At 62.4% G+C, this 22,787-nt stretch carries 21 protein-coding genes, 2 tRNA genes and 1 pseudogene; 12 read left to right on the top strand and 12 right to left on the bottom strand.

The window, feature by feature from the left end; genetic code table 11:
• Positions 1-34: 34 nt before the first annotated feature.
• Positions 35-1,864 (top strand): AMP-dependent synthetase/ligase, encoded by a 1,830-nt coding sequence (locus ACHFFR_RS09220; protein ID WP_394263967.1) that lies wholly within the window; start codon positions 35-37, stop codon positions 1,862-1,864.
• A gap of 48 nt (positions 1,865-1,912) precedes the next feature.
• On the opposite strand, the gene ACHFFR_RS09215 is transcribed toward ACHFFR_RS09220, so the two are convergent.
• Both ACHFFR_RS09215 and clpX read right to left on the bottom strand, forming a co-directional pair.
• Positions 1,913-2,266, bottom strand: a complete 354-nt coding sequence (locus ACHFFR_RS09215; RefSeq protein WP_394263977.1) for a chorismate mutase — start codon at positions 2,264-2,266, stop codon at positions 1,913-1,915.
• Between the two features lie 17 nt (positions 2,267-2,283).
• Positions 2,284-3,552, bottom strand: a complete 1,269-nt coding sequence (gene clpX / locus ACHFFR_RS09210; protein ID WP_394263966.1) for an ATP-dependent Clp protease ATP-binding subunit ClpX — start codon at positions 3,550-3,552, stop codon at positions 2,284-2,286.
• Positions 3,553-4,470: 918 nt separating this feature from the next.
• On the opposite strand from clpX, the pseudogene ACHFFR_RS09205 reads away from it, so the two are divergent.
• Together ACHFFR_RS09205 and ACHFFR_RS09200 are read left to right on the top strand one after the other, a co-directional pair.
• A pseudogene (locus tag ACHFFR_RS09205) lies at positions 4,471-4,806 on the top strand (hypothetical protein); the annotation flags it as partial.
• Complete coding sequence (locus ACHFFR_RS09200) at positions 4,793-5,146, top strand: hypothetical protein (RefSeq protein WP_394263965.1); 354 nt, start codon at positions 4,793-4,795, stop codon at positions 5,144-5,146. The pseudogene ACHFFR_RS09205 and the gene ACHFFR_RS09200, both read left to right, overlap by 14 nt.
• Positions 5,147-5,282: 136 nt before the next feature.
• Here ACHFFR_RS09200 and ACHFFR_RS09195 read toward each other — a convergent pair whose 3' ends face one another.
• The 7 genes from ACHFFR_RS09195 to ACHFFR_RS09165 all read right to left on the bottom strand — a co-directional run bounded on the left by ACHFFR_RS09195 (position 5,283) and on the right by ACHFFR_RS09165 (position 11,018).
• Positions 5,283-5,975, bottom strand: coding sequence for an ATP-dependent Clp protease proteolytic subunit (locus ACHFFR_RS09195; RefSeq protein WP_394263976.1), 693 nt, complete (start codon positions 5,973-5,975; stop codon positions 5,283-5,285).
• A gap of 27 nt (positions 5,976-6,002) precedes the next feature.
• Positions 6,003-6,635 (bottom strand): ATP-dependent Clp protease proteolytic subunit, encoded by a 633-nt coding sequence (locus tag ACHFFR_RS09190; RefSeq protein ID WP_394263975.1) that lies wholly within the window; start codon positions 6,633-6,635, stop codon positions 6,003-6,005.
• 249 nt (positions 6,636-6,884) lie between these two features.
• Complete coding sequence (gene tig / locus ACHFFR_RS09185) at positions 6,885-8,438, bottom strand: trigger factor (RefSeq protein WP_394263964.1); 1,554 nt, start codon at positions 8,436-8,438, stop codon at positions 6,885-6,887.
• 155 nt (positions 8,439-8,593) lie between these two features.
• The gene (locus tag ACHFFR_RS09180; RefSeq protein WP_394263963.1) at positions 8,594-9,547 is read right to left on the bottom strand and encodes an aldo/keto reductase; all 954 of its coding nucleotides are present in this window, start codon (positions 9,545-9,547) and stop codon (positions 8,594-8,596) included.
• 214 nt (positions 9,548-9,761) lie between these two features.
• Entirely contained in the window at positions 9,762-9,887 is a 126-nt protein-coding gene (locus ACHFFR_RS09175) for an LPXTG cell wall anchor domain-containing protein (RefSeq protein WP_394263962.1), read from the bottom strand.
• A 52-nt stretch (positions 9,888-9,939) separates the two neighbouring features.
• Entirely contained in the window at positions 9,940-10,497 is a 558-nt protein-coding gene (locus ACHFFR_RS09170) for an Ig-like domain-containing protein (RefSeq protein ID WP_394263961.1), read from the bottom strand.
• Positions 10,498-10,941: 444 nt separating this feature from the next.
• Positions 10,942-11,018 (bottom strand) — tRNA-Pro (locus tag ACHFFR_RS09165).
• Between the two features lie 131 nt (positions 11,019-11,149).
• Between ACHFFR_RS09165 and ACHFFR_RS09160 the strand changes: the two genes are divergently transcribed.
• From ACHFFR_RS09160 to ACHFFR_RS09125, 8 genes are all read left to right on the top strand, one after another.
• A tRNA-Gly gene (locus tag ACHFFR_RS09160) sits at positions 11,150-11,223 on the top strand.
• Positions 11,224-11,378: 155 nt separating this feature from the next.
• On the top strand, positions 11,379-11,696 hold the full coding sequence (locus ACHFFR_RS09155; RefSeq protein WP_394263960.1) for a YbjQ family protein: 318 nt from the start codon (positions 11,379-11,381) through the stop codon (positions 11,694-11,696).
• Positions 11,697-12,119, top strand: a complete 423-nt coding sequence (locus ACHFFR_RS09150; RefSeq protein ID WP_394263959.1) for a hypothetical protein — start codon at positions 11,697-11,699, stop codon at positions 12,117-12,119. It begins immediately after the preceding gene.
• Positions 12,120-12,199: 80 nt separating this feature from the next.
• Positions 12,200-13,231, top strand: coding sequence for an Atu2307/SP_0267 family LLM class monooxygenase (locus ACHFFR_RS09145; protein WP_394263958.1), 1,032 nt, complete (start codon positions 12,200-12,202; stop codon positions 13,229-13,231).
• Complete coding sequence (locus tag ACHFFR_RS09140; protein WP_394263957.1) at positions 13,224-13,859, top strand: NADPH-dependent F420 reductase; 636 nt, start codon at positions 13,224-13,226, stop codon at positions 13,857-13,859. The genes ACHFFR_RS09145 and ACHFFR_RS09140 overlap by 8 nt, the downstream gene beginning before the upstream one ends.
• A gap of 287 nt (positions 13,860-14,146) precedes the next feature.
• On the top strand, positions 14,147-15,880 hold the full coding sequence (locus ACHFFR_RS09135; protein ID WP_394263956.1) for a carbon starvation protein A: 1,734 nt from the start codon (positions 14,147-14,149) through the stop codon (positions 15,878-15,880).
• Between the two features lie 5 nt (positions 15,881-15,885).
• Complete coding sequence (locus ACHFFR_RS09130) at positions 15,886-16,176, top strand: cory-CC-star protein (protein WP_394263955.1); 291 nt, start codon at positions 15,886-15,888, stop codon at positions 16,174-16,176.
• The gene (locus ACHFFR_RS09125; RefSeq protein ID WP_394263954.1) at positions 16,167-17,189 is read left to right on the top strand and encodes an ArsA family ATPase; all 1,023 of its coding nucleotides are present in this window, start codon (positions 16,167-16,169) and stop codon (positions 17,187-17,189) included. The genes ACHFFR_RS09130 and ACHFFR_RS09125 overlap by 10 nt, the downstream gene beginning before the upstream one ends.
• A gap of 58 nt (positions 17,190-17,247) precedes the next feature.
• Here the strand turns inward: ACHFFR_RS09125 and ACHFFR_RS09120 are convergent, their stop codons facing one another.
• From ACHFFR_RS09120 to ACHFFR_RS09110, 3 genes are all read right to left on the bottom strand, one after another.
• Positions 17,248-17,877, bottom strand: a complete 630-nt coding sequence (locus ACHFFR_RS09120) for a membrane lipoprotein lipid attachment site-containing protein (RefSeq protein ID WP_394263953.1) — start codon at positions 17,875-17,877, stop codon at positions 17,248-17,250.
• Positions 17,878-17,972: 95 nt separating this feature from the next.
• On the bottom strand, positions 17,973-20,198 hold the full coding sequence (locus tag ACHFFR_RS09115) for a MaoC/PaaZ C-terminal domain-containing protein (protein WP_394263952.1): 2,226 nt from the start codon (positions 20,196-20,198) through the stop codon (positions 17,973-17,975).
• Entirely contained in the window at positions 20,173-21,366 is a 1,194-nt protein-coding gene (locus tag ACHFFR_RS09110; protein WP_394263951.1) for a trans-sulfuration enzyme family protein, read from the bottom strand. Before ACHFFR_RS09110 ends, ACHFFR_RS09115 begins: the two co-directional genes overlap by 26 nt.
• A gap of 277 nt (positions 21,367-21,643) precedes the next feature.
• On the opposite strand from ACHFFR_RS09110, the gene ACHFFR_RS09105 reads away from it, so the two are divergent.
• Positions 21,644-22,768, top strand: a complete 1,125-nt coding sequence (locus ACHFFR_RS09105) for a glycerate kinase (protein WP_394263950.1) — start codon at positions 21,644-21,646, stop codon at positions 22,766-22,768.
• Positions 22,769-22,787: the final 19 nt, after the last annotated feature.

Raw genomic sequence — 22,787 nt, 5'->3', positions numbered from 1 at the left:
AGCGTAGGTTTATCGAAAATGATGAAGGAGCATCGTGAGCGAATACATCAACGAAGAAGGCGTGTCATTCATCCCTGGAAAGATGGAAGTCACCGAATCGATGACAGTGCCTGCCCTCATCCGCAGGCGCGGGCAAGAAATGCCGAAGGTGGTGGCCTGCAAGCGTAAGTCGTCGATGGGCACCCAGTGGATTTCGGTCACCTGGGCACAGTTCATTGACGAGGTGCGAGCACTCGCCCGCGGATTCATCGCCTACGGTCTCAAGCCGGGCGATCGAGTCGCCATCATGGCTCCGACCTCCTACGAATGGTCCGTCTTCGACTTCGCCATCCAGTTCGCTGGTGGTTATGCGGTGCCGATTTACGAGACGTCCGTCGTGGAACAAGCCGAGTGGATCATCGAGGACGCGGGCTGCCGCTTCGCCGTCGTCGCCGATCAGGCTCTCGAATCCATGCTCGAGCCCGTCAAAGACAAGCTGGACATCCTCGAGCAGATCTTCGTGATCGCCGACGACGCCCAGGGCCGCATCACCTCCGCCGGAACGCTCGAAGATGACAGCGAAATTGATCGCCGCATCGACGCGCAGAAGGCCGACGACGTGTGGACGATCATCTACACCTCCGGCACCACGGGCCGGCCCAAGGGCGTCGTGCTCACGCACCGCAACCTCCTCCACGTGGTTCTCAACGGCCCCGCCGACGAGGGCCTCATGGATGTCATCTCGCGCAAGGGCGCCAGCACGCTGCTGTTTCTGCCCATGGCGCACGTGTTCGCACGCTTCATTAACGTCGTCGTGCTGTACGCCGGTTGCGCCGTGGGTTACTCCCCCGACACGAAGAACCTCGTAGCCGACATGCAGTCCTTCCGCCCGACGTTTGTGCTCGCCGTTCCGCGCGTGTTTGAGAAGATCTACAACGCCGCCGACGCGAAGGCCGGCAAGGGCTTGAAGCTTAAGATGTTCCGCACGGCTGCCAAGGTGGCCATCAAGTACGCGCGCGCACTCGAGACCGAGGAAGGCCCGTCCAAGCGCCTCGTCACCCAGCGCCAGATGTTTGACAAGATCGTGTACTCGAACATCAAGGAGATCATGGGCGGCCGCGTCAGGTACGCGATTTCCGGCGGCGCGCCGCTGGGCAACCGCCTCGCCGCGTTCTTCACCGGCGCCGGAATCCAAGTGCTCGAGGGTTACGGCCTATCCGAGACCTCCGCTCCGACCACCGTGAACCGCACGCACAAGTCGCGCCTTGGCTCGGTTGGACCGGCCTACCCCGGCTGCTACGTCAAGGCCGCCGAGGACGGCGAGATCCTCGTCAAGGGCGATCACGTGTTCAAGGAGTACCACAACAACCCCGAGGCCACGGCCGAGGCGTTCACCGAGGATGGTTGGTTCCGCACCGGCGACATCGGCCGCGTGGACGAGGACGACTTCGTGTGGGTCACTGGCCGCAAGAAGGAAATCATCGTCACGGCTGGCGGCAAGAACGTCGCGCCCGCCGAGCTTGAGGACCGCCTCCGTTCGCACCCGATCATTTCTCAGGTTGTGGTTGTGGGCGATCAGAAGCCGTTCGTCTCGGCGCTCGTCACCATCGACGCCGAAGCGCTCCCCCAGTACCTCAACAACCGCGGACTTCCGGCCATGTCCGCCACCGAGGCGATCACCGATCCGCAGATCATCGCGGCCATCGACCGCGCGATCAAGCGCACGAACGAACACGTTTCGCGCGCGGAGTCGATCCGCAAGTTCGAGATTCTCTCCGGCGACTTCACCGTGGAGAACGGGTACATGACTCCCTCACTGAAGGTGAAGCGCACGGCGGTCCTCAAGGACTACGCGGAGGTCATCGAGCGCATCTACGACAAGTAGGCTTCTCGGGCAGTAGCGCCACTAGCACTGGCGCTACTAGCACTGGCGCTACTGCTTCTTTTCCGCCGCGATCTGTTCGTGGTGCTGAATAACTTCGGCCACGATGAATTTGAGGAACTTCTCGGCGAAGACGGGATCAAGTTCGGCGTCCTCGGCGAGCCTGCGCAAGCGCGCGATTTGGCGCGCCTCGCGCTCCTTGTCCGACGCCGGAAGGTCGTGCTCAGCCTTTAGCTTGCCCACCTGCTGGGTGCAGCGAAACCGTTCCGCCAAGATGTTCACCAGCGCCGCGTCGAGGTTATCGATCGTCTTGCGGAAGTTGTCCAGCTCGCGCGGGATCTCCTGCTCAGGATTCGCGGACTCCTGCTCAGGAATCGCAGACTCCGGCCGGGCGTCCTTTGACATCTCAGTCATGGTGGCTCCTAAGCCGTCTTATTCTTTCGATTGCTCAAAACCAGCGTCGGTTCGCCGGTGCCGGCGACGACGTCGGCGTCGATCAAAACCTTCTCCACGTCGTCGCGCGATGGAAGCTCGAACATCAATTCGTTCAGGAGCTTTTCGAGAATGGAGCGCAGACCGCGAGCGCCCGTGCCACGCGAAATGGCTTCGGCTGCAATCGCGACCAGGGCGTCGTCGGTGAACTCGAGCGTGACGCCGTCGAGCTCGAACATCTTCTGGTACTGCTTGGCCAGAGCGTTGCGCGGAGTCTGGAGGATTTCCACCAAGTCCTCCTCGGTCAGGTCATCGACGGTTGCGATGACCGGAAGTCGGCCCACTAGCTCCGGGATGAGGCCGAACTTGTGGAGATCCTCGGGCGTCGTCTGCTTGAGGAGCTCCGCGGCCTTTTCTGCCTCGTGCAACGCGGAGCCGAAGCCGATACCCCGGCGGCCCGTGCGGGAGGAGACGATCTCTTCCATGCCAGCGAAGGCTCCGGCCACGATGAAGAGAACGTTCGACGTGTCGATTTCGATAAAGTCCTGCTGGGGGTGCTTGCGCCCGCCCTGCGGCGGCACGGCGGCCACCGTTCCTTCGATGATCTTCAGGAGCGCCTGCTGCACTCCCTCACCCGACACGTCTCGGGTGATCGACGGATTTTCCGACTTGCGCGAGATCTTGTCAATCTCGTCAATGTAAATGATGCCTCGCTCGGCACGCGCCACGTCGTCGTCGGCGGCCTGAATGAGCTTGAGCAAAATGTTCTCGACGTCCTCGCCCACGTACCCGGCCTCCGTCAGCGCGGTCGCGTCAGCAATCGCGAATGGCACATCGAGGATCTTGGCGAGGGTCTGCGCGAGGTACGTCTTGCCGGTGCCCGTGGGGCCGATCAGGAGGATGTTGGACTTGCCGATCTCCACGTGATCGTCGTCCTTCTTGGCCACCGAAACGGCATCCTGGGCGCGGATGCGCTTGTAGTGGTTGTATACGGCAACTGACAGCGTGCGCTTGGCGTTGTCCTGGCCGACCACGTACTCATTGAGGAAATCGTAGATTTCCTTCGGCTTGGGCAGCTCGGTCAGCGGCTTGGCCTCGGCCTCGGCTCCGAACTCCTCTTCAATGATCTCGTTGCACAGGTCAATGCACTCATTGCAGATGTAGACGCCCGAGCCCGTAATCAGTTTGCGGACCTGGCGCTGGGATTTCTGGCAAAACGAGCACTTGAGCATGTCTGCCGCGTCAGCGGTACGAGTCATTGTGCAACCTCTTTCATAACCTGCTTCCCATTCCACACCAAAAAGGCATCGTCTTCCAGTGTGCCACGCCTCTGGAGGAATGAATCATCCCACGCGCGGGCGGTGTGGGCTGTGATGGGTGGGCGATGGCGAGCAGTTAGTGGTGAGCACGCGGTGGTGAGTGGGCGATGGCGCATCGGCGGGTAGGCGGGGCGGGTGGTGATGAGCGGCGATGGTGAGCGGTGGCTGGAGGTGGGTTGGGTTTTCCGTTTGCTCAGCGATGACGCCTGGCGAATGCTCCTCCATGGAGGACGATTCAACCAATGGAGGTCCGTCAGACAAATGGAGGACCTTAAATCGTTGAATCTCCGTGTCCGATTCCAATTACGGACCTTCAGCGATGCAAAGCTCCTCCATGGAGGTCCATTCAACCAATGGAGGTTCCTAAACCAGGCCAACCGTCGATGGCAGCTGCCGAAAGCTCCTCCATGGAGGTCCATTCAACCAATGGAGGTTCATCAGACAAATGGAGGACCTTAAAACGTTGAATCTCCGTGTCCGATTCCAATTACGGACCTCCAGCGATGCAAAGCTCCTCCATGGAGGACCATAAACCACGCCAACCGGCAACAGCAGAGCCCGCCAACCGGCAACAGCAGAGCCCGCCAACCGGCAACAGCAGAGCCCCGACGATGGGCAGGCGTCGATGGGGCCCACGCAACCACCACACAATGACGCATCCGCCTCACATTCGAAGGAACTCGAGAGCTTCACGCCCATTAACCCCTCTTTAACCTCCTCCATGGAGGACGATTCAACCAATGGAGGTCCGTCAGACAAATGGAGGACCTTAAAACGTTGAATCTCCGTGTCCGATTCCAATTACGGACCTCCAGCGATGCAAAGCTCCTCCATGGAGGACCATAAGCACTTGCTCAGCAACTCGATGTCTCGTTGGTGACCGTCTATCGGGATATCGGGTTGCTCGAGGCAGCCGGTGTAGTCAAGCTCGATCGGGGCATGGTCACGGCCGCGTCGGTGAGCATGACCGACCTATCGAGCACAATGCGGGCGGATCAGGCGCGCGCGGCGAAGGAAGCGTTTGCGGGGCCGATCGCTGAGATTATCGCGCCGAGCAGTTCGATTATTGCGGATGATTCCTCCTCGGTTCTGCCCGGTCTCGACGCCGTCACGGACAGCTCCCCGACCGATCATTACCAATTCGCTCGCCGTCCTGCGCCTCGTCGGTTCTCGGCCGCACGTGACGCTGCATAATGTGGGCGGCGAATACTACCCGTGGTCCGATAGTTTCTACGGCGCGAATACAACCGACGCGATCAACGGATTTGAAGCCGACTATTGCCTCATGTCAGACAGCGCGATCTCGAGCGGCTACCTGTGCAATCCGCACACGTACGTCGCATCCACAAAGCGCGCGATGTTAGACATTGCCAAGACGAAGATTCTTCTGGCTGACCTATCGAAGTTCGACAAGCGCGCGCCCGTGAGGACCGCGCACATCGGCCTATTCGACTACATCATCACGGAAAAGGGCACGCCTGAACACATCACAGACCTCTGCCGCGAGCACGAGGTCGAGATTATCGAGGTCTAGCGGGCCGCCAGCGTAAGTGCCGGCACAGGAACAGGCACAGGAGCAGCCGTCAGAGCAGGCAGCAGAGCCAGCGCAAGAAGTGGGGGTGGAATTCGCTATGAATTCCACCCCCACCTTTGGCTAACGCCTAGGTCATCTAGCCTTCGATCGGCTGACGGCTCGTTTTACGCGAGGTCAGCACCTGATCGACGATGCCGTATTCCTTAGCCTGCTCGGCCGAGAGGATCTTGTCGCGCGAAATATCGAGCTCGATCTGCTTCGGATCCTGGCCGGTGTGCTCGGCGAGCGTGTCGATGAGCCACTGGTTCATGCGGTCGATCTCGTCTGCGATGATCGCGATATCCGACGCCTGCCCCTGTGCGCCCTGCATCGCAGGCTGATGAATCAGCACGCGCGCGTTGGGCAGAGCCAGACGACGACCCGGCGAACCGCCGGCCAGCAGGATCGCGGCAGCCGATGCGGCCTGACCTAGACAGACCGTCTGAATCTCCGGCTTGACGTACTGCATCGTGTCGTAGATCGCCGTCATCGCAGTGAACGAGCCACCGGGCGAATTGATGTACATCGTGATCGGCGATTCGGGATCGATGGATTCAAGCACGAGGAGCTGAGCCATGACGTCGTCGGCGGACGCGTCGTCCACCTGCACGCCGAGGAACACGATGCGGTCCTCAAACAGCTTCGCGTACGGATCCTGGCGCTTGTAGCCATACGGCGTGCGCTCTTCGAAGTTCGGCAGGACGTAGCGGTTAGACGGCATCTGCGACGCCGTCCCGCCGGCGGGTCCACCGTTATGGGCTGCGTACACCCCGGCACCTGGGAGGATCATTCCGTTGTTGTTCATCATCTTCTCCTCCTACTTCTCGTCCGACTTGGCCGCTGCACCGCGGTCAACGCCACCGCCGCCAACGACGGACGACGAATGCTCGATGATCTGGTCAACGAAGCCGTACTCGAGGGCCTCCGGAGCGGTGAACCACTTATCGCGGTCCGAATCCTCGAGGATCTGCTCCACCGACTTGCCTGTGTGCTTCGCGTTCAAGGCCGACAGCTCCTGCTTCATCTGCAAGATCAGGTCTGCATTGATGCGGATCTCGGTTGCCGTACCGCCGACGCCGCCGAGCGGCTGATGCATGAGCACGCGGGTGTGCGGGGTGATGTAGCGCTTGCCCTTCGCGCCTGCGGTCAGCAAGAACTGACCCATCGACGCCGCAAGGCCCATGCCCACCGTCGCCACATCGGGCTTGATGTACTGCATCGTGTCAAAAATGGCCATACCCGCCGTGACGGAACCGCCCGGGGAGTTGATGTACAGGTAGATGTCCTTGTCCGGATCCTCTGCGGCCAGCAGGAGAAGCTGAGCGGAGACCATGTTGGCAAGCTCGTCAGTAACCTGATCGCCGAGCCAAATGATGCGCTCCTTCAGGAGCCGGTTGTAAATTGAGTCGCCGAGGCCAAGATTCTGGCTGCCGACAGCTGCTTGTGGCATATCCATGCCCCCTCCTTCGCCCTTACGGGCTGGGCTGATTCTTCAGGTCTGCGCGCACTGTGCATGGCGCGCTCCCTTTTCACTCAATCGATACTAACGATTGACACGTTGATTACTTCCCGAATTCTGCGCTATTTCGCTGTTGGCACATGCCCGGCCTCAAGCGTTCTCGGCACAGACAATGGCGACGGGGCGCACCAAAAGTTCAGTCACCCTGTTCTCTTGGTACGCCCCGCGCAGTGGCGATAATTAGTCGAGCTTCGAGACGATGCCCTTGCGCGCCTTACCGGCCTTCTCGGCCTTGAGGACGCGAGCCTTCTCGTCGTCGTCGTCGGCCTTCTCGACGTACTCGAGCACCTGGTCAACCGTGTGCTCGGCAGGATCGAAGTCGTCAGCCTTCTCAGCCTTGTCAGCCTTCTTGTCGGCCTTGGTCTTCTCATCCTTCGCGTCGGCCTTCTTGGCCGACTTCTTGGCCGACTTCTTCGGCTTGTCCGTGAACTCCGGGACGACCTCTCCCTCAGCCTGCTCGCCGAGGATCTCGTTGACGTCAACCTCGTTGCCGTTCTCGTCCTTGACCTTCGCGAGGCGCAGCGCGGCCATCACGGCCTTGTTGCGAGCCATCTCACCAGCGAACGCGTTGATCTGGCCGGCCTGAGCGGCAGCCTGAACGAACTGGTTCGGATCCATGCCGTACATCTGGGCCTGGGTGATGAGGAAGTCGAGAAGCTCCTGCTGGGAGACCTCCACCTTGAATGCCTCGGCGTAGGTGTCGAGGAGGAGCTGGTTACGCAGTGCTTCCTCGATGTCGGGGCGGATCTCCTCGCCGTGCGCGTCGCCGGGCTCCTTGCCCTCGTTGCGCAGGTGGTTGGCGATCTCCTCGTCGATCACGCTTTCGGGAAGCGGGAAGTCCGACGCCTCAACGAGCTGGGACACGAGCGCGTCGTAAGCGCCCGAGAGCTGGTTGTTGGCCTTGGCCTTCGTGGCCTGCTCGCGTAGATCGTCCTTGAGCTCGTCAATCGTGTCAAACTCGGAGGCCATCATCGCGAAGTCGTCGTCTGCCTCAGGAAGCACCGACTCCTTGACCGAGTGAACGGTAATCTTCACGTCGGCTTCTTCGCCCTCATGCTCGCCTCCGGCGAGCTTTGCCTTGAACTCGATAACGTCGTCAGCCTTGGCACCCGTGAGTGCCTCGTCCTGGCCGTCGAGCATGTTGTTATCGCCGATGCGGTACGACACTCCAGCGACGTCGTCGATATTCTCGTCGCCGATCGTGGCCACCATATCGATGTTGACGTAGTCGCCTTCCTTAGCCTTGCGATCGACGTCGGTCAGCGTGGAGAAGCGCTCGCGTAGCGCATCGAGCTCGGACTGAACGTCGTCGTCGGAGACCTCAACTGCGGGAACCTCGACCTCGAAGTCTGCCGGGTTCGGCATCCAGATCTCGGGGCGCACGTCCACCTCAACCGTGAACTTCAGGGCGGTCTTATCGCCCTTGCCGGTCATCTCCGGAACCTCGTCGATCTCCACTTCCGGGCGCGACATCGGCACGATGCCCGCCTCGGCCACGGCGGCCTGGTAGTAGGTATCAAGGTTGTCGTTGATGGCCTGCTCGATGATGTATCCGCGGCCAATCTTCGACTCGACAACACGGCGCGGGGCCTTGCCACGGCGGAATCCGGGGATGTCCACCTGCTTGGCGAGCTCCTTGGCTGCCTTGTTGTACTCCGGCTCAAAATCCTTGGCGGGGACCTCAACGCTCAGCTTGGCGCGGGTTTCGCTCAAGTGCTCTACGTTCTGCTTCACAATTCTCCTGGGTTCGGGGACGGGCTGCCGTCCTTCACTTCTTCACACGTGCCTTGCACGCAACACCGTTCAATAATAGATCAAATCGGCGTTAATCCTGCCATTCATCACCATGAGAGCAACCACAACGGCGCATGAAAGCAACCACAGTTGCGCTAGAACAGCGCCACCTTCTCGGCCGGCGGGAAGATTTCGTCGAGGGCGGCGAGGTCGTCGTCGCTGAGCGTGATGGCCGCGGCCCCGGCGTTCGACTCAATCTGCTCGGGCTTGGTCGCGCCGGCGATAATCGAGGCGACGGGGTCCTGATGCGCGAGCCACGCGATGGCCACCTGGGCTTGATCGAAGCCGCGCTCCTCGCAGAAGTCACGGTAGGCGCGCAACTGATCCATATCCGCAGCCTCGATCTTCGGATCGCCTTCCTTGAGGCGGCCGTCCCCCGGATTGCCCTCGGTGTACTTGCCCGTGAGCAACCCCGCTGCCAGCGGGAAGTAGGGAATGACGCCGAGTCCGTAGTGGCGGGCGGCCGGCAGAATCTCCAGCTCGGCGCGGCGGTCGATCAAGTTGTAGTGACTCTGGGTGCCCACGAGGCGGCCCGTCGTCGCCAACTCTGCGGTGGCAGCTGTCTGCCACCCTGCCATATTAGAAATCGCGTAGTAGCGCACCTTGCCCTGCTCGACGGCCGTCTCCAGCGCGTCGACCGTTTCCTCCAGCGGCGTCAGCTCGTCGGGGCTGTGGTAGTAGTACAGGTCGATGTAATCGGTGCCGAGCCGCTCGAGCGACCCCTCGAGGGTGCGCAGCATGTAGGCGCGGCTCCCCCGTGCGATGTCATCGCCTGGCTTCGAGCGCGGCATGCCAAACTTCGTGGCGACGACGGCCTCGTCGCGGCGTGACCCGAGGGCCTTGCCGAGCAGTCGCTCAGACATTCCGTATTCGGCTCCATACACGTCGGCAGAATCGAAGTAGGTGATGCCCGCGTCAAGTGCCGCGCCGACAATCGCGTCCGCACCGGCTTGATCTTCGGTCTTCGTGCCCGCGCGGCCAAGGTTGTTCGCACCGTATCCGAGCAGCGACACGACGAGTCCAGAGTTCCCTAAACGTCTGTATTCCATTGGTCAGCCTTCCTACGCTGTGTTCCGTTAAGGCTACGTGGGAGTCTCTTGCGAGAGCGACTTTCTCGCTCGAGGTTTCATCGGAAGCACAATCGCGGCGGCGTGAGTTGCCAGGAACGTGAGTGGCCGGGAAGACGCAACCAAAAGGGCGGTTACGAGCATGTGCCCATAACCGCCCTTTTCGGAGCAATGTAGCTCGAGCTACTACTGACTGCTAGGCAGCCATGCTCCTACGAGCAACGAGTCCGCCTCCCGCAAGGAGCAGCAGCATTGCAGGCGCGCCAAGCGCCAGCGACTGTGCACCAGTCTTCGGGAGCTTCGGAGCGTCGGCCTCGGCCACGATCGTGTCCGTGTCAGTCGGAGTCGTCTCCGGCGCCGGATCCGTCGTCGGCTCATCCGGGGCCCCTCGCGTTGACGGTGTCGGTGCTGAATCCGGACCACTTGTTGATGATAAGCGGCATGGGCTCTTGGCCGGGTCCGTACTTGAGTTCAGGCCAGTAGACAGAGGTGTTGCCGATTGTCAGTTCGCGATCGGGAATCTCGCCCTCTTCCGGCGTCGCCGCGTATCGGAACGTGTAGGTGAACCCGCCGCGGAGGTTTTCAAGCGATGCAACCGCATCGGTGAAGGTCACCGTAACAGTGGTCTCACTCGTACGTCGCGCAACGGCGATCTCGTCGAGAGCAACCTCTGGAACATTGTCGACGACGAAGCCCTCGGGCACCGCCACGACGAACGTGTCACCAGGATTGGCGTTGGCAAGCTCAAAATCAAACGTGATCTTGTACGGCGTGTTGTTGGCGACGGTTGTAATCGGCTCGCCATTGGCGTCAGTGATTGCGATGTTTGAAGCATCGGGCTGCACCTGTGCTGCATGTGCAGGTGCGCTCGCCAATGCGAACGAGCCAAAGATAATGGCCAACGCTCCCATCAGCGCGGCTATTACCCGCATGGGCATATGCGACGCAGGTTGTCCTGTGCGGCAATTCGAGAGCAAAGCGACGACGACGGCGACGACGCACCTCCCGCCGAGATCTCACAGCGCACATGCTCCAGCGCCTGTCCTCTTGTGCAAACGGTGCAGGTTCCAGTCAAACCGGGCAGGAACTTCCTGCCCCATTTAGCGATTTCCTGCACCATCTGTGCCGGCATCCGAGCACACCCGACCCAGTGCCGAGGCCTCCAAACGCAGGCGCCCCAGCGCCACCACCCTTGCACAAACGGTGCAGGTTCCAGTCAAACCGGGCAGGAACTTCCTGCCCCATTTAGCAATTTCCTGCACCATCTGCGCAGGGGGGCAATATGGGCCATAAGGGCTATAAGGCTATGGGCGCTACGGGCCCACGAAAGGGCGCATGAAAAACCCGCGGCACAGGTTGACCTGTGTCGCGGGAGGTGGTCGGGGCAGCAGGATTTGAACCTACGACCTTCCGCTCCCAAAGCGGACGCGCTACCAAACTGCGCCATGCCCCGTCGCAGACCATCCTAGAGGACAATCGCACGGGAAACGAAATCTGACCCTGCCGGTGAGCGCGAAATCACCTAGCGCATTTTCAGTTATGAAAATTTTCTTGCTAAACTCAACTGGTCAGCGCGACTGATGCGCGGGTGTAGCTCAATGGTAGAGCCTCTGCCTTCCAAGCAGATAGTGCGAGTTCGATTCTCGTCACCCGCTCCACACAGCCCCGGTTCAACCGGGGCTTCGTCATATCCAGATCCGCTCTGGTCATGACGTGCACTGCCCCAGATTCCACCCCGAGTCGCACTCTCTCCGGCCACCTGGAGAGTTAAGATCGAACCATCCACTTCGCTTAAATCGCCATGGAGGCATCAATGATCGTTACCACCACGTCACGGGTCGAGGGTCACCCCGTCACCGAGTATCTCGGAATCGTCAACGGCGAAAACATCGTCGGAATTAACTTGGTCAAGGACATCGGCGCTGGCCTACGCAACATTTTCGGCGGCCGTTCGGAGGGCTACGAGCAGGAGCTCGTCAAGGCACGCGATTCGGCGCTCCAGGAAATGGTGGCCCGGGCAGAGCACATGGGCGCACACGGCGTCGTCGGCTTCCGCTACGACTACGAGACCCTCGGCGCGGCCGGCGACATGCTCATGGTGGTGGCAACGGGAACTGCAGTCAGGTTCTAAATGCCCTCCACACGATGGGCCGTCGGCCTCATCTGTACGCTCGCCCTGGCCGGCTGCTCCTCTTCTGACGTCGGTTCGGGAGAGCTCTCGGGCGTGGTTGAGGTTGTGTCCGGCTCCGAGCTGGACCAATTCGCCGCCGCGCCCGTCAGCCCGCCGACGCACTGGCACGATCAGGATCACACGATCATTCGCCTTAATTCAGCCGCCGACATCACGGGCAAGCATGGCGACGCCGAGGCAACTGAAACCGCGAGCGAGATCGTCGTCGGCGACGGCGATCTCGCCCAAGATCTGCCGGGGCTCCACGACGGCCAACACATTTCCTTCTCCCTCGACGGAGCTGAATGCGTCTTCGCCTCCGACACCTCTCTTCCCACCGGAGTACCCCGCTGCAGGGCCATAGCGATCGTCAACCCTAATTAGTTGAAAGTTGCACTTTCTGCGGTGTAGGCTCGTCGGGACGTAGAATTTTGCGCCCCGGCGAGGGCGAGTTAGGGATGGACATGGCTTTCGAGTTTGGAATTGAGACCTTCGGTGAGGTGCCCGTCGACGACGCCGGCACGCCAGTATCGTACGGACAGGCGCTTCGCCAGGTGGTCGAGGAGGCGAAGCTCGCCGACGAACTCGGGATTGACGTGATCGCACTGGGCGAGCACCATCGCGACGATTACGCAATCTCCTCCCCCGAGATGGTGCTGAGCGCCGCCGCATCGGTGACGGACACGATCAAGCTCGGCACGGCCGTCACCGTCCTGTCCTCCGACGATCCAGTCCGACTCTTCGAGCGTTTCGCCACCCTTGACGGCGTCTCTAACGGGCGCGCGCAAATCATGCTCGGCCGAGGCTCGTTCACCGAATCCTTCCCGCTCTTCGGCTTCGACCTGCGCGACTACAACAAGCTCTTCGACGAGAAGATCGCACTGTGGGACGAGCTCTTAGAGGAAGAACCGGTGACGTGGGACCGCGGCGGACGGGTCCTGAACGAGGCCGACGTGTTTCCCAAGACGGAGTCTGGACGCATCGAGACGTGGGTCGGCGTGGGCGGTTCCCCGGAGTCCGTGATCCGCGCGGCCAAGTACGAGTTTCCATTGATGCTCGCGATCATCGGCGGCGAAGCCTCGCGGTTCAAGCCCTTCGCAGATCTTTATCGCGCGGCCCTCGAACAGCTCGGCAAGGAGCCGCAGCGCGTGGGCGTTCATAGCCACGGATTCATCCAAAAGGATGCCAAAGACGCCAAGGAAATCTACTTCCCCGGCTTCAAAAAGGGCCGCGACCGCATCGGAGCCGAGCGTGGCTGGGCCGGCCTCTCGCGCGGCCAGTACGAGCACGAGGTCAAGCACGGCTCCCTCTATATCGGCAACCCCGAGCAGGTGGCCGAAAAGATCGTGGCCACGGTGCGCGCCCTTGACCTTGACCGTTTCGACTTCACGTACTCCGGCTCGCAGTCGCTCACCGGCAAGGCTCGCCTCGAGTCCATCGAGCTCTTCGGTACCGAGGTTATCCCGCTCGTGCGCAAGGAACTGGGCGATGAGTAACATCGCCATCCTCGGCGCGGGCAAGTTCGGCACGGCACTCGCCCGCATCGCCGTCCAAGCGGGCTACGACGTCGCCATCGCCCGCTCAGGAGACCCCGAACCAATCGCGCTGACGGTCAGTATCCTCGCCCCTGGTGCCACACCGATGACGAAGGAAGAGGCGATCGCCAGCTCCGACGTCGTCGTGCTTGCGATACCACTGCCCGCCTACGAGACGCTGGATCCGGACGCACTTGCCGGCAAGATCGTCGTCGATGCCATGAATTACTGGTGGGAGTCGGACGGGCTTGATTCGCCGCTTGCCAACGCCGAACCGTCGTCGTCGGAACTCGTTGCGCAACATCTGAACACGTCGCGGCTCGTCAAAGGCTTTAACCACATTGGCTACCACGACATCGCCGGTGAGGCGCGAGCGGAAGGTTCCCCCGACCGCATTGCTATGGCGATGGCGTCCGACGACGCCGATGCACTAGCTCGCGTCGAGGAAATCACGTCACGCGTGGGCTTCGACCCGCTACCGCTGCAGTCGCTCCATGAAGGTAAGAAACTCGAGCCCGGCAATCCTGCCTTCGGCGCGGCTGTGCCTCTCGCGGATCTCGAGCGCCTACTCGCGTCGACCGCGCTCTAACGGCCCTGCCCCGCGCCCGGTGTCCGGCATGTGGACGCCGGTTTCACCCGCATGGCGCAAACCGTCACCCGTGGCGGCATGGCGATTGCGCGCCTCTACGCGGCCCTCAGTTCGCCGCTTAGTTAACTTTTCGACAACATTCGGTGCGGTGTGCTGTCAACCACACTCAAAGTCTGACATAATTTCACAGACCGCTGACTAACGTCCTATGTCCCGCACGGACAGCGGCCGTGGTCATGGCATTACACACCCGGTAGTTTCGGCTACCCATAACAGAAGGGCACTCCATGAGCTCTGTATGGATCATGCTTATCGGATTGGCCATGATGGCTTTCGGATATTTTGTGTATTCGAAGTACCTCGCCAACAAGGTCTTCCAACTCGATGAATCCTTCGTCACGCCGTCCCACGAATTTAACGACGGCGTCGACCACGTCCCTACAAATAAGTACATTCTTTGGGGCCACCACTTCACGTCCGTCGCAGGCGCGGCGCCGATCGTCGGCCCTGCAGTTGCAATTATTTGGGGCTGGGGTCCGGCGTTCCTGTGGGTCACCCTTGGAACCGTGTTCTTCGCCGGCATGCACGATTTCGGTGCACTGTGGGCGTCGCAGCGTAACAAGGGCCGTTCCATTGGCTCGATCGCGTCGCGCTACATTGGTCAGCGTGGCTCCTACCTCTTCCTCGTGGTGATCTTCCTCGTTCTGCTGATGGTTGTCACCGCATTCGCCGTGGTCATCACGGGTCTGTTCATTTCCACGCCATCCGCGGTCATCCCCGCGTGGGGCGCGATCGTCGTGGCCGTCCTCGTCGGCATCGCAATTTACCGCCTGAAGCTTCCGCTCTTGCCGGTCACGGTTGTCGGCGTCGTCGTTCTCTACACGCTCATTTTCATTGGCGACAAGGTGCCCGTCGTGCTCGACGAGAACTTCCTTGGCATCGGTCCACACGCGTTCTGGATCATCGCCCTGTTCGTGTACGGCGCCATCGCATCCACGCTCCCGGTGTGGCTGCTGCTCCAGCCGCGTGACTACATCAACGGCGTTCAGCTCTTCATTGGTCTCGCGCTGCTCTACGCCTCGGTCCTGATCGGCACGATCATGAGCACCGACGCAACGAAGGTTGTTGCACCGTTCTGGAACACCAACACCCCGGACGGCACGCCGTCGATCGTCCCGCTGCTCTTCGTGACAATCGCCTGTGGCGCTATTTCCGGTTTCCACGGCATCGTCTCCTCCGGTACGTCCTCCAAGCAGCTCGATAAGGAAACCGACGCACGCTTCGTCGGCTACTTCGGCGCCGTCGGCGAGGGCCTGCTCTCGCTCGGCACGATCCTCTCGGTCGCAGGTGGCTTCGGCACCCTCGCACGTTGGGAAGAGGTCTACTCGGCGTACGGCAATGGTGGCGTTAACGCCTTCGTTGAGGGCGGCGGAAACCTCATGGAGCAGGGCATCGGGCTTCCGGCGTCTCTGTCCGGCACAGTTCTTGCCACCATGGCGGTTCTGTTCGCAGCGACGACGATGGATACCGGCCTGCGTCTCATGCGATTCGTTGTCCAGGAGGCGGCGTCGACCGTCAACATCAAGGTCGGCAAGTACGTTGCCACGGCCATCGTTGTTGCGCTTGGTCTTGGCATGACCTTCTCGCAGGGCCTCGACGGCGGAGGCGGTCTGAGGATCTGGCCGCTATTCGGTACGTCGAACCAGCTGCTCGCGTCCTTGACGCTCTCGATCATCGCGGTGATGCTGCTACGCAAGCGGCGCAACCCGCTGCCGGCTATGATCCCGCTGGTGCTGGTCTTCGTCATGGCGTTCTGGGCTGCAATCGATCAGGCGATCAGCTTCGCTAATCCGGAGAACCCGGATTACCTGCTGCTCGCCGTCGACGCGGTCATCATTCTCTGCTCGATTTGGGTGGCCATCGAAGCGGTGCTCGCTATGCGCCGCGCCAAGGATGAGCCGGCCGAAGAGCCAGACGCCGACATCACGTACGAGTGGGTTCGTGCGGGGTCGGAGAGCTAAGGCTCATGTCTGACAAAACGAAGGGGCGCGCCCAGGGAGCCTGGGCGCGCCTCATCGCCGCTAATAGGGCGTTTGAAGAGTATTACTCCCGGACCTATCGCCAGTCGCTCGCACGCGAAAAGCGCGACGAGGAAGATTTCTTCACGCTCGTTGTGCTCGGCGAGGCCTTGGGAGTGCCGGATCCCGCCGCGTATTACAACGCGGAACTTCTCCCATTCATCTTTGAGGACTTCCACGCCTGGCACCGCCGGATGGGGATGCCTCGCACACCATTGGATCACATCTCATGTTGTTAAATGACATCGCCGATCACAGGGTCGTGTTTGTTGGCGGCAAAGGCGGGGTTGGCAAAACGTCGATCAGCTCAGCGCTGGCACTTGGGCGCATGCTCCAAGGCGCGCGCGTCCTCATCGTCTCCACCGATCCCGCACACAACCTCGGCCACCTGTGGGCGAAGAAGCTTTCCGATAAGGTCACGCCCCTCATGCGTCCCAGGGACGTCACGGGCACCGTGGCCGACCTGCATTCCCAACTCGGTGGCGCCGACGTCGGCCTCATCGACGCCGTGGAAATCGATCCAAAGACTCTGGTCGCCAAGCACTTCGACGCCGTCTACCGGCAGATGATGCGCATGCTCCCTGAGTCGTTGCACGGGCCGGCAAAGCGCCATCTCGATTCGGCCCGCAATGCGCCGGGTTCGCACGAGGCGGCCATGCTCGAGCGCGTGGCTGAGAACGTTGAACTTGGCCACAAGGACTACGACGTGGTCATCTTCGACACCGCCCCCACCGGGCACACGCTCCACCTCCTCACGCTGCCCGAGCAGCTGTCCACGTGGACTGAGGAACTGCTCAAGTCACGCTCGCGGGCGGATCAGTATTCGGCCGTCCTCGGCTCGATCATCGGCAAGAGGGCCGACGACGGCGAGCGCGAGACCGATCGTGACACCCACCTTCGACGCACGCTCATCGCGCGCCAGAAAAAGCTCAGCGACCTGCGCGACACGCTCCGCGGGGGCGACGCCGGGTTCGTCGTCGTCACCCTTGGCGAGCCGATGCCAGTGCTCGAGGCGGTGGAAACCGTCAAGGAGCTGACGGACATGGACGTGACGCTGCGGTCCGTCGTCGTGAACCGTCGCTCCCCCACAGATGCCGGGGAGTTCCTTGCGCATCGTCACGAGCTCGAAGCCGATCAGGTGGCTCAGCTCAAGAAGCGGATCGGCGCGAAGGTGCCCGTGCGGGAAGTGCCGCTGCTCGCCGAACCGCCCGAGGGCGCGCAAGGAGTCGCGCTCATTACGGCAACTCTCTAATATGCGGAATGCGAGGCGGGGATATCCAGATGGATATCCCCGCCTCGGCTATGAAGGGCTAATCCCCGTTCGTCAACGTCTCAATGTGTGCGAGAGCCTCGACCCCATTGGCGTAGGTATCGCCCATGACGGTCAGCTCGAACATCCGCTCATCGGCCGTCACGAGGAAAATCCACGCCACGTACTCCATCGTGGCGATCTCGTACGCCGGATAGACGGTATCGCCCGCGTAGCGCTCGCCAATGTATGCCACCTCGGAGTCGTCCACGTCCAGTTTCTCCACAAGGAGCTCGCGATACCGGTTCGCATCGGGTGCGAGGCGGGCCGGCCCGAGTTCGCCGACGACGATGCGCTGGGACTCGTCCGGATTGACCGCGGCAATCGGGAAGGCTTGCGAGCTCTCCCTCATCTCCGTCCACGTGCGTGGCAGGGTGAGCGTGAGCTCGTCCGAAGCCAAGGTGTACGTGACGGCGTCGCCATCCACGCTCGTCGTGACGTCGCTCGGCAAATCGTCGCGGTCTGTCGTTGGCGTGGGGCTCGGCGTCGGGCTCGACGTCGGGCTCGCGCTCTCGGCGGGAGGCGCCGATGAGCTAGTGGTGGCCGTACCACCACCGGAAGGCACTCCGGCCGACGAGCTGCATCCGACCAGTAACGCGAGCGCTACTGCGGTGAAAAGTATTTTGCGCATGATTGATCATGCTACCTCGCACCAATCCGAGAACGTGCCATGCCGAGGTTGGACGTCGGGCACATTGCCTGCGTGGCCGTGCTGGCCGGTACGGCCTACCGGATGAACGCTCCACTTCCGAGGAGCACGGCGCGCTTCATGAGATCTTGCGGCTCGGAATCCTGGCTCCACAGCCCACTCGGCACGGCGGCCTCGGTGAGGAAGTCCGCGTTGGCCGTGTGCGGATTGCGCAGATCCCACACGAGGAGCGTGGCCATAATCGCCGCCGCCGTATCCGCGCCAACTGGTTCCAGCCCCAGCTTTTCCATGCCGCGATAGGCGGCCACGAGGGTCTTCGAGACGAGCACCGACTCCGTCTCAGCCATCGGCGCGATGTTGAACGACACCCGCTTACCCTGCGCCGCGAGCGCCGTGGCACGCCAGCGGCCAATGCGCTTGGCCAGAATGTAGTTTGGCCCTTGGTAGTCGACGATCCCGTTAAAGATGCCGTCGCGAATGGCCGGTGTCCCCTGCAGCAGGCCGAGTGGGAATCGCCGGGGCCGCTGCCTGCGGGCGATCCCGCCCGCGCGTTCGCGGTGTGCGCCGATCGGGTAGGCGTCCGTGGGCGTGCCGTACCACGCAAGTAGCGCGTCCGACTCGGCTGCCACGTTGCGCATGATCGCGTCCGCGCCCAGTTCGAGGAGCACGAAGTCCGCGCCGGGTGCGTAGAGAGTTTCGACGACGACGTCCGGGTTTCGCCCGAGCATCCAGCCAGCGATGGCTCCGGTCTGTTCGGTGATATCGGATGCCTCGGCCGGTGACAGATCGAGAGTGCCCGCGAGTGTGCGGGCGTCACTCACAAGCGCCGAGTGTCGGCTCGAATCCGGGCGGATCACGCCGGCGACCGTGGCACCGTAATCGAGAAGGAACCGGGTCGGAGCGAGTTCTGCTCCGGCTCCGAGAATACCGATCGTGGTGTCGGACAACGCCAGCCACTGTGGGTTGGCCGCCACCTCTCGCAGGCGCTCGGCCGCGACGGCCGTCATCATTCCATTCGCCGTCCACCGCGTGAGCTGCTCATCAAGAGCCACACCCTCGAGGAGTGCGCCGTGGTGCGGGATTGCCAGCCCCTGCCTCGGCGAGCCCTGACCGACCACTCGAAGCCCAAGCGGCACGTTCACCCCGGCCTCGATGCGGCCGACCGGCGTTCCGTCGGCCGTTGTCACGTTTCCTTCAAGATACGTCAGGGCGCGCTGGGCGGCGTCGGGCCCGTGGGCGGGATCGTCGAGAATCGCAACCTGGCGCACCGGCTCGCGGTAGTCCTTGCGCCAGTTCCGGGCGCTAACAACCGCGCGCTGGATCGCATCACCCTCGGCGGCAGCGGTGAAGGTTGCCTGACCAAGGGCGGTCGAACTCGCGCGGCCATTGTGGCGCGGAATGACGATCCGCGTGGGCGGCACCTCGGCGGCGCCCACCCTCCCCGCGTTGATCCGCAGATGCACAAGATCGCGGCCCGATCGCGCTTCCACGACGCCATAGAGCCCATCGCCAAAAGGCACGAGTTCGATCTCGTTCGGGATCTTCGTGGGAGCTCTAAACTTCGCGGCGCCCGAGCAGGGGGCTGTTCCGTTCACCCCAAGGCTCGCATGTGCCCAGGCTTCGATGGCGGCGCCGTGGGCGATCGCGCTCTTGAAACCAAACGGGCGCGCGGACGCGTTAGACATGTGAATCGGGTTAACGTCACCGGAGATCTTGGCCCATCGGCGCCCGGTGTCAGGCGTAAGGTGCCGCGTAGCAGTGGCGACCCTCTGCTCGATGTCGAGCGCACCGACGTCGTTGGTGCCAAACTGCCCGCGCAGGTCCGGGATCTCGGGGCCATCCCAGTCCGGTGGGACGCCGATATGGTCGAAGTCGTAGGCGGGGCCGCGCAGCGGTTTGCGCGAGTAGTACACCGCGCGCTCAACGTAGTGGACGGTCTCCCCTACAGCGACCACCGACGCGACCTCGATTGAGAGCCCGCGCTGGCGGTTCGTGCGGGTGATGAGCGAGCTCGCCGTCGCCGGTACACCGACGGGCAGCGGCTCGATGATTTCCCACGTCAACGACTCATGGACGAGCCCGAACAGCCGGGCGGGCACGGCCGGCTCGCCGAGCACTCGCGCCGTGGTCGGGAAGCACAGGTTATGGAAGGCCATGGGAGGCGTGTGTGTCAGGCCGGTTGCCCCAACAAAATCGGCGTACTCCGCGGCCTTGGCGTCATCGAACGCGCCCTCCTGCGTGGCCGGCAGCGTTCGCGGGCCACCCGACGTCGATCGCTTAAAAATTCCCGAGAGCAGGGACATCTTTGACCGCCTCCTGTAGAGCAGTGTCAAGATCACCCATAATATCGTCCGCCGCCTCGATTCCGACAGACAGTCGAAGCATCCGCTCCGAGATCCCGGTGCGAGCGCGCTCCTCGTCCGTGATGTCCTCGTGGGTCATCGTGGCCGGATGGGACAGCAGCGTCTCCACCGACCCCAACGACACCGCGTAGTTGATCAACCGCAGGTTTTCCCGGAAAACCGCCAGATCGACGTCGTCGGCAACCTCGAACGTCAGCACCGCGCCATCACCAGAAGACTGGCGGGCGTGGATCTGCGCCTCCCTCGGCGAGTACCAGCCCGGGTAGTAAACAGTGGCGATGGCCGGATGCGACTCGAGGAACGCACGGATTCTCACGGTGTTTTCCTGCGCCCGATCCATGCGGATGGCAAGCGTCTTGAGCCCACGCAGCAGCGAATACGAGTCGAAGGGCGAGAGCGGGTTGCCCATCTCGCGCTGGACGAGCTTGAAGTGGTCATACAGCGCGGGGTCGTTGGCAAGAACGACGCCGGCGAGCACGTCCGAGTGACCGCCCAGGTACTTGGTGGCGGAGTAGATTACGGCATCTGCCCCCAGCTCCAGCGGGCGTTGGAGGTAGGCGGTACAGAAGGTATTGTCGACGAACAGATAGGCTCCCGCGCCGTGAGCGAGGCTGGCCGCGTGCTCGATGTCAAGGACGCGCAGCCCGGGATTGGTGGGGCTTTCGATAAGGATCGCGCCGAGGTTGGCTGGCATGTCGGCCGCGGTCCACTCGTTGAGGTCATCGGCGTAGACGATGGTGACGCCGCGGCGAGCAAGGATCTGCTCGGCGAGCACGTAGGTTCCGCCGTAGACCTGATCGCAAAAGATGACGGTTTGGCCCGGGCGCACGATTTCGAGCGCGGCGGCGGTTGCTGCCATTCCCGTGGCATAGGTCAGGGCGAACTCGGCGCCCTCCACGTTTGCGAGCGCCGCTTCGGCCGTCGCCCGCGTGGGATTGTTCGAGCGTTGATAGCCGTACTCCCCCGAAACCTCGTAGCCGGGCTGGTTGAAGCTAGCGGATAGGTAGATCGGCGGGACGACCGAGCCGGTCGGGTCCTTCGGGGCCTGCACAATGCGTGTCTCGATTGCGTAGGCCGGGTTCGAAAAATGCTGAGATGACGATGACATAGTGGTTCCTTGGCAAAAATGTGGGTGGGTGGCGAAAACGCGGTCTTAGCGCGTGCACATTCGCATGGCCGACGTCGCGAGCGCGAAGATCTCGCGGGGACGTGAGCCAGGAAAGCCAGAAGAAACGAAACGTGCCATGAGTCGAGAGTATCGTCCGCGCAGGCGGGCTGGCGATAGGCGTCCACGTGATGGACTAAAGTCCTAGACCTGCCTCATGGTATTCACACTTGGGGTGCCATACTTTCCCTTAACCCGAAAACTCCCCGGAAGGTCACCCATGAAGATCATTCTCGCCCCCGATTCGTTTAAAGAGTCCATGTCAGCGCGCGAAGCGTGCGCCGCGATGAGACACGGCATCTCCACGGTGTGGCCGGGAGCCGAGGTGGTGGAGCTGCCCGTCGCAGACGGCGGCGAGGGATTCGGAGACGTCCTCGTTGACGCCCTGGACGGATCCCTCATTCCCCTGACCGTGACGGGCCCGCTCGGTGAGCCCGTGGACGCCACGCTCGGCTGGATCGAGCAGGAGAAGACGGCCATCGTTGAGTCAGCGCAGGCGTGCGGACTCGACCTCGTCCCGAGCGACCAGCGCGATCCGCGCGCAACCACAACTGCGGGAGTCGGGGAACTCATCGCCGCGGCGCTGGACCGCGGCGCATCCACGATCATCCTTGGTCTTGGCGGCTCATCCACGAACGATCTTGGGGCGGGCATGCTCGAGCAGCTCGGCGTGAGATTCATCGACGACGACGGCGAGCGCGTGGCCATCGCAGGCGGGGGATCACTCGCAGAGGTGTCCTCGGTGGACGTCACTGAACTGGATCCTCGGCTCTCGCACGTGCGCGTGATCGGCGCGAGCGACGTCAACAATCCGCTGACCGGAGACAACGGCGCGAGCGCCATCTTTGGCCCGCAAAAGGGCGCCAGCGAGCAGGTCGTGGAGGAGCTCGATGGATATCTCGGCCAGGTCGGCCGGATGCTCGAGGATTCCCTTGGCCGCAAATTCATCGACGTCGAGGGCGCAGGAGCCGCGGGTGGGCTCGGCGCTGCGATCCTCGGCCCGCTCGGTGGCGAGCTCAAGCCTGGGATCGACATCGTCCTTGACGCGTGGGACTTCGACGCCCACGTCAATGGCGCGGATCTTGTATTCACCGGCGAGGGATCGATTGACGGCCAGACCGCCACTGGAAAGGCACCGTGGGGCGTGGCCGGACGATCCGGTGCGGTACCCGTCGTCGCGTTTGCCGGACGGCTCGGCGATGGCTACGAGGACCTCGACCAGTTCACCGCCGTCATCCCCGTCGTCGCGGGCGTGTGCGATCTTGGCGATGCGCTGACGCACGGGCCGCAGAACCTCGCCGCGGCCACAGCCCGAACCTGCGCGCTCATCGCACTCAACCTCTAGACGCACATAAAATGAGGGC

Source organism: Trueperella sp., assembly GCF_043424875.1.
Lineage (GTDB): Bacteria > Actinomycetota > Actinomycetes > Actinomycetales > Actinomycetaceae > Trueperella.
This window is presented reverse-complemented; position numbering and strand designations above follow the sequence as displayed.

What these genes read in the sequence shown, in the direction of transcription:
- ACHFFR_RS09195 (WP_394263976.1), bottom strand. Translation starts at nt 5,975, where the DNA reads ATGATCCTCCCAGGTGCCGGGGTGTACGCAGCCCATAACGGTGGACCC.
- ACHFFR_RS09120 (WP_394263953.1), bottom strand. Translation starts at nt 17,877, where the DNA reads ATGCGCAAAATACTTTTCACCGCAGTAGCGCTCGCGTTACTGGTCGGA.
- clpX (WP_394263966.1), bottom strand. Translation starts at nt 3,552, where the DNA reads ATGACTCGTACCGCTGACGCGGCAGACATGCTCAAGTGCTCGTTTTGC.
- ACHFFR_RS09150 (WP_394263959.1), top strand. Translation starts at nt 11,697, where the DNA reads ATGCCCTCCACACGATGGGCCGTCGGCCTCATCTGTACGCTCGCCCTG.
- ACHFFR_RS09125 (WP_394263954.1), top strand. Translation starts at nt 16,167, where the DNA reads ATGTTGTTAAATGACATCGCCGATCACAGGGTCGTGTTTGTTGGCGGC.
- ACHFFR_RS09105 (WP_394263950.1), top strand. Translation starts at nt 21,644, where the DNA reads ATGAAGATCATTCTCGCCCCCGATTCGTTTAAAGAGTCCATGTCAGCG.
- ACHFFR_RS09115 (WP_394263952.1), bottom strand. Translation starts at nt 20,198, where the DNA reads ATGTCCCTGCTCTCGGGAATTTTTAAGCGATCGACGTCGGGTGGCCCG.
- ACHFFR_RS09145 (WP_394263958.1), top strand. Translation starts at nt 12,200, where the DNA reads ATGGCTTTCGAGTTTGGAATTGAGACCTTCGGTGAGGTGCCCGTCGAC.
- ACHFFR_RS09170 (WP_394263961.1), bottom strand. Translation starts at nt 10,497, where the DNA reads ATGCGGGTAATAGCCGCGCTGATGGGAGCGTTGGCCATTATCTTTGGC.
- ACHFFR_RS09130 (WP_394263955.1), top strand. Translation starts at nt 15,886, where the DNA reads ATGTCTGACAAAACGAAGGGGCGCGCCCAGGGAGCCTGGGCGCGCCTC.
- ACHFFR_RS09135 (WP_394263956.1), top strand. Translation starts at nt 14,147, where the DNA reads ATGAGCTCTGTATGGATCATGCTTATCGGATTGGCCATGATGGCTTTC.
- ACHFFR_RS09140 (WP_394263957.1), top strand. Translation starts at nt 13,224, where the DNA reads ATGAGTAACATCGCCATCCTCGGCGCGGGCAAGTTCGGCACGGCACTC.
- ACHFFR_RS09110 (WP_394263951.1), bottom strand. Translation starts at nt 21,366, where the DNA reads ATGTCATCGTCATCTCAGCATTTTTCGAACCCGGCCTACGCAATCGAG.
- ACHFFR_RS09215 (WP_394263977.1), bottom strand. Translation starts at nt 2,266, where the DNA reads ATGTCAAAGGACGCCCGGCCGGAGTCTGCGATTCCTGAGCAGGAGTCC.
- ACHFFR_RS09190 (WP_394263975.1), bottom strand. Translation starts at nt 6,635, where the DNA reads ATGCCACAAGCAGCTGTCGGCAGCCAGAATCTTGGCCTCGGCGACTCA.
- ACHFFR_RS09155 (WP_394263960.1), top strand. Translation starts at nt 11,379, where the DNA reads ATGATCGTTACCACCACGTCACGGGTCGAGGGTCACCCCGTCACCGAG.
- ACHFFR_RS09180 (WP_394263963.1), bottom strand. Translation starts at nt 9,547, where the DNA reads ATGGAATACAGACGTTTAGGGAACTCTGGACTCGTCGTGTCGCTGCTC.